Annotated in this window: 6 protein-coding genes and 1 pseudogene; 5 read left to right on the top strand and 2 right to left on the bottom strand. The window is 28.4% G+C overall.

Annotated features, from left to right (window positions below; all coding sequences use genetic code 11):
* Positions 1–132 precede the first annotated feature (132 nt).
* From SULYE_RS06540 to SULYE_RS06520, 5 genes are all read left to right on the top strand, one after another.
* A complete protein-coding gene (locus tag SULYE_RS06540) occupies positions 133–291 on the top strand; it encodes a hypothetical protein (RefSeq protein WP_156784770.1) in 159 nt (52 codons plus the stop codon).
* 5 nt (positions 292–296) lie between these two features.
* Positions 297–605 (top strand): hypothetical protein, encoded by a 309-nt coding sequence (locus SULYE_RS06535; protein ID WP_007547751.1) that lies wholly within the window; start codon positions 297–299, stop codon positions 603–605.
* 100 nt (positions 606–705) lie between these two features.
* Positions 706–1,515 carry a thioredoxin gene (trxA, locus tag SULYE_RS06530; protein ID WP_007547750.1) on the top strand — a complete coding sequence of 270 codons (810 nt, stop codon included), beginning with the start codon at positions 706–708 and terminating at the stop codon, positions 1,513–1,515.
* Entirely contained in the window at positions 1,515–2,126 is a 612-nt protein-coding gene (locus tag SULYE_RS06525) for a LolA family protein (RefSeq protein ID WP_007547749.1), read from the top strand. Before trxA ends, SULYE_RS06525 begins: the two co-directional genes overlap by 1 nt.
* A 10-nt stretch (positions 2,127–2,136) precedes the next feature.
* The gene (locus SULYE_RS06520) at positions 2,137–2,577 is read left to right on the top strand and encodes a hypothetical protein (RefSeq protein WP_007547747.1); all 441 of its coding nucleotides are present in this window, start codon (positions 2,137–2,139) and stop codon (positions 2,575–2,577) included.
* A 203-nt stretch (positions 2,578–2,780) separates the two neighbouring features.
* Here SULYE_RS06520 and SULYE_RS06515 read toward each other — a convergent pair whose 3' ends face one another.
* Both SULYE_RS06515 and SULYE_RS08085 read right to left on the bottom strand, forming a co-directional pair.
* A complete protein-coding gene (locus SULYE_RS06515) occupies positions 2,781–3,851 on the bottom strand; it encodes a M24 family metallopeptidase (protein ID WP_007547745.1) in 1,071 nt (356 codons plus the stop codon).
* A gap of 116 nt (positions 3,852–3,967) precedes the next feature.
* Positions 3,968–4,120: pseudogene (locus tag SULYE_RS08085) on the bottom strand (IS1595 family transposase); the annotation flags it as partial.
* Between the last annotated feature and the right edge of the window lie 161 nt (positions 4,121–4,281).

The raw sequence follows: 4,281 nt of genomic DNA, 5'->3' as shown, positions 1-4,281 counted from the left end.
TAAAGCTGTAGATATACCAAAAATAAATTATCTGTCTACTGAAGAAATTGAATGTTAAGTAATTTATATAATACAATATCATCATTTGGAGCAAAGACAGCAAGCACCATAACACACACAAAATATTGGGGGATGTTAGATCAGGGCGATGAGATGAATCCTATATTTGTTTTAGAAACGCTTGCTAAAATTAGAAAGCCAAAAGAAGATGAGTTAGAAGAGATAGTACATTTACGCGAATTATATGATAAAAATGAAATTGTAGATGAAATAAAAAAACAGCTTATTTAGTATAAATGAACTGGACAATTATATACAGCAAAATTGCTGATGATATTACTGATTCATACATAGATTTCATAAGAAAAAACCACAATAACATAAAAAATGCGTTTAGCTTCATTGATGACGTTTTATCTTTTATTGAAAGACAAATTTCATATAATCCATTTTCTGGCTTTAACTTTAGCGAGAATGAATATGTAATAACAATTGAGCTTCCAGAGAGTATTTCTCTTTTACAAAAGTTTATAAAAATTCAAGTCCACTATTCTGTAAATATTGATAACAAGACAATAGAAATACTATTTTATAGATTCTTATAAAAGATAAAACAAAATTGTATTGAAAGAAAAGTTGAAGAGATTTATAATTTATAATATAAAAGAATTTTAGTAAGTTAAACTAAATGTAGGAGGTTGAAGGATGATAATAGATGTAAACTCTGAAAATTTCTCAGAAATATTAGAAAAATCTTATGATAATGTTGTGGTTGTAGATTTTTGGGCACCTTGGTGTGGTCCATGCAGAGCTTTAAAACCAATCTTAGAAAAACTTTCAGGAGAGTTTGGTTTTATTTTAGCAAAAGTTAATACAGATGAAAATCCGGATATTGCACAAGAGTTTGGAGTTCACGGAATACCGGATGTTAGAATAATAAAAGATGGAAAAGTAGTTGATAAATTTGTTGGAGCATTGCCGGAAAGTCAAGTAAGAAAAATAATCAGTAAATATGTTAAATCACCGGCAGATAAAGTTATTGAAGAAGCAAACATGCTTATTTTGGCAGGCAACAGAGAAGGAGCGTATGACTTATACAAAAGAGCAATTTCTGAATATCCGGATAACAAAAAGTTAATCCTTGAAGCAGCAAAATTCTTCATTAAACTGAACAAGCTTGAAGATGCAGAAGATTTATTAAACAAAATAAAAGAATACGACAAAGAATACTTTACACAAGCACAAGCATTAAAAGAATTTATAGAACTTAAAAAAGAATGTGAAAATACAAATTTACAAACAGAACTTGATAAAATGTTTGCCCAAGCATCATGCTATGCGGTTGAAGAAAATTATGAAGAAGCATTAAAATTATTTTTAGAAATAGTTAAGAAAGATAGAAATTATAAAAACGATGGTGCAAGAAAAGCTATGGTTTCCATATTTACACTGCTTGGAGAATCTCACCCACTTACAAAAGAGTACAGAAAAAAACTTGCAATGTGGTTATACTAATGAAAAAAATAGCTTTATTTTTAATACTTTTTATTGTTAATTTTTCTTTTGCAAAGGACATAGTAGAAGAACTTCAAAAAAAAATTAGTGAGATAAAAGGATTTCAAGCAGACATTACACAAAAAACCTATCAATCTGGGTTTTCCAGCCCGGATATTTTTTATGGAAAAGTATTAGCTGTAAAACCGGATAAAATCAAAATAGAGTATATAAAACCATATAAACAGATTATTTATCTAAATGGTACCAAAGTAATTTTATACTCTATAGAAGAAAATCAGGCTATCATAACATCAGCAGATAACAGTGTTTTAATAACAGAAGTTTTAGAAATGATTATCAAAAACAAATCTATCAAGTCTGCCTTTAATGTGTTAGAAACCAAAGAAACCAATGATACATATAAAATATTTTTAAAACCAAAAAACAACGCAGAAGTTAAAAAATTAGAACTGACAATAGATAAATCCAATCTATCATTAATTAAAATTTCAGCACAGGATGCAGACAACAACACTATTGAAGTAGAGTTTGAAAAATTTAAGTATCTATCTAATCCGGTAAATATAAATTTCAACCTTCCAAAAAATGTTAAGATTTTAAACAACTAAGGAGATTACAATGCTTAAAAAGGTCTCAATATCTTTAATTGTAGTTCTGACAGCATTAACTATATTCTTTTATTTATACGGAAATCTAAAGTTTGCTGTTATGTTTGGTTTAATAGATATAACAGTTATTGTTTTTTCAATTCTCGTATGGTTTAACGATAAGTATTACAACGAGCAAATATCAGAGAGAATAGTTTCGTTTCCATCAAAAGAAATGATAAAAGATATTCTAAAAAAGCAGTCAAACATGCTTAGGTTTGATAAATTTGAAGAAGTAGAAGATGGGTACAAAATTTACAAAGGAAAACATTTAGTCGTAGAAGCTATTTTTGAAAAAGATGAAAATGGCAATATCTTGGTAGCTGATGGAAGATATGTAGTTAAAATAAAAGCCCCAGAGTATGTTCTGCATAATATAGACAATGAAATATGGAGTCACATAGGCAAGTAAAGTAATGAGTGGAGGCTGCTTGTAAAAATCCACACTGTCATTCTGCAGCCTGCGAAGAATCTCATATTTTTTCTTTTCAAGTCAAAAATTATAAAAGAGATCCTTCGGACTTCGTCCTCAGGATGACACGGAAAGTTAAGCTTAAAAAAATTTACAATACTCTTACTTTAATTCACTTTACTACTGCTTTATTAATAAAATATTCATAAATAAATCAAATCTAACCCTACTTTACTTAATGCTTCTCCTTTATCTTTTCTTACTACTACAATATTTTCAAGTCTTACACCACCAAACCCTGGAATATAAATCCCTGGTTCTATCGTGAAAACTGTATTCTCTTGAAGAATCCCTTCGTTATCTTTATATATTCTTGGTTCTTCATGAATATCTATTCCTACTCCATGACCTGTTGAATGAGTAAAATATTCACCATATCCGTATTTTTCTATAACTTTTCTTGCTGCTAAATCTATTTCTTTTATTGGAATTCCAGCTTTTACAACAGATAAAGCTTTTAAATGAGCTTCTTTTACAATATTGTAAATTTTTTCAAACTTTGGATTTGATTTTCCTAAGAAAATAGTTCTTGTAAAGTCGCTACAATATCCTTTATATTTCATTCCCATATCTATAAGCAGTGGTGCATTATTTTTTATCTTGTGGTTAGATGTTTCCCAGTGTGGTATAGCAGAATGTTTACCTGATGCAACTATAGCCGGAAAGCTTTCTCCTGTCCCGCCTTCTTCAAAAATATAGTTTACAATTTTTTGTCTTATAGAGCTCTCGGGTTTTCCTATTAAACTTGGAATATCTTCTAAAACTCTTTTGTATACTCTGTCTGTCTTTCTAACGGCTTGAGTAATAATCTTTATTTCTTCTTCAGATTTGACCATTCTAAATTCATTTAAAAATCCTTCAAAGCCAATAAAATTGATGCTTATATCTTTTGTAAGTTTTTCATAAAAAGATAAAGTTATTTTATCTTTCTCAAATCCAACATTTTTAAGATTTAAGCTCTCTAAAATCTCTTTTAAATGGTCTAAACCTTTTTTATTTCCTTCTCCAAGTTTGATAACATTAAAATCTTTAAGTTTTTCTTTAGCATTATCATAGTATCTTGAATCTGTAATAAAGTATTTACCTTTGTCAGTTAAAATTACAAAAGCATTTGATGAGTTAAACTTTGATAGATAAAAAATATTAGAGTACGAAGAGAATAAAAATCCATCTAAATTTTCTCTTTTGATTTTCCCAAAAATTTTTTCAAACATCTACACTAACTCTCTAATTTTTTCTTCGACTTCTTCAATGTTTGTAGCTAAAGCAACTACCTTTAACAATTGTTTTAACTTGTCAGCTTCTTCAACTTTATTTATGGTAAAATTCCTCAATTTATTACACCTAAACATTTATATAAACTATCATCAATATTATCCCTAAAGTTATACCTAAATTCAAGCTCTTTTAGATAGTAGATAAAATTATCTTTACTTACACCATGAAATTTTAACAATCTTTCTTTTGCATAACTCCAAAATCCTCGCAAAATTTATTTAAAATCTTCATCTGTCATAAATTCTATTACTCTATCTGGGTTTTCTACACTTACATCTTCAGAGGAGCAAAATCAAAAACGCCAAAATATTTCTTCTGCTTCTTTGGAGGTTTTAACTTTCTTTTAAAGTTTGAGTATTGAGAAAT

It is taken from the genome of Sulfurihydrogenibium yellowstonense SS-5, from assembly GCF_000173615.1.
Taxonomy (GTDB): domain Bacteria; phylum Aquificota; class Aquificia; order Aquificales; family Hydrogenothermaceae; genus Sulfurihydrogenibium; species Sulfurihydrogenibium yellowstonense.
This window is presented reverse-complemented; position numbering and strand designations above follow the sequence as displayed.

Coding starts and splice junctions, on each gene's coding strand:
- SULYE_RS06515 (WP_007547745.1), bottom strand. CDS start 3,851: ATGTTTGAAAAAATTTTTGGGAAAATCAAAAGAGAAAATTTAGATGGA.
- SULYE_RS06535 (WP_007547751.1), top strand. CDS start 297: ATGAACTGGACAATTATATACAGCAAAATTGCTGATGATATTACTGAT.
- SULYE_RS06520 (WP_007547747.1), top strand. CDS start 2,137: ATGCTTAAAAAGGTCTCAATATCTTTAATTGTAGTTCTGACAGCATTA.
- SULYE_RS06540 (WP_156784770.1), top strand. CDS start 133: ATGTTAGATCAGGGCGATGAGATGAATCCTATATTTGTTTTAGAAACG.
- SULYE_RS06525 (WP_007547749.1), top strand. CDS start 1,515: ATGAAAAAAATAGCTTTATTTTTAATACTTTTTATTGTTAATTTTTCT.
- trxA (WP_007547750.1), top strand. CDS start 706: ATGATAATAGATGTAAACTCTGAAAATTTCTCAGAAATATTAGAAAAA.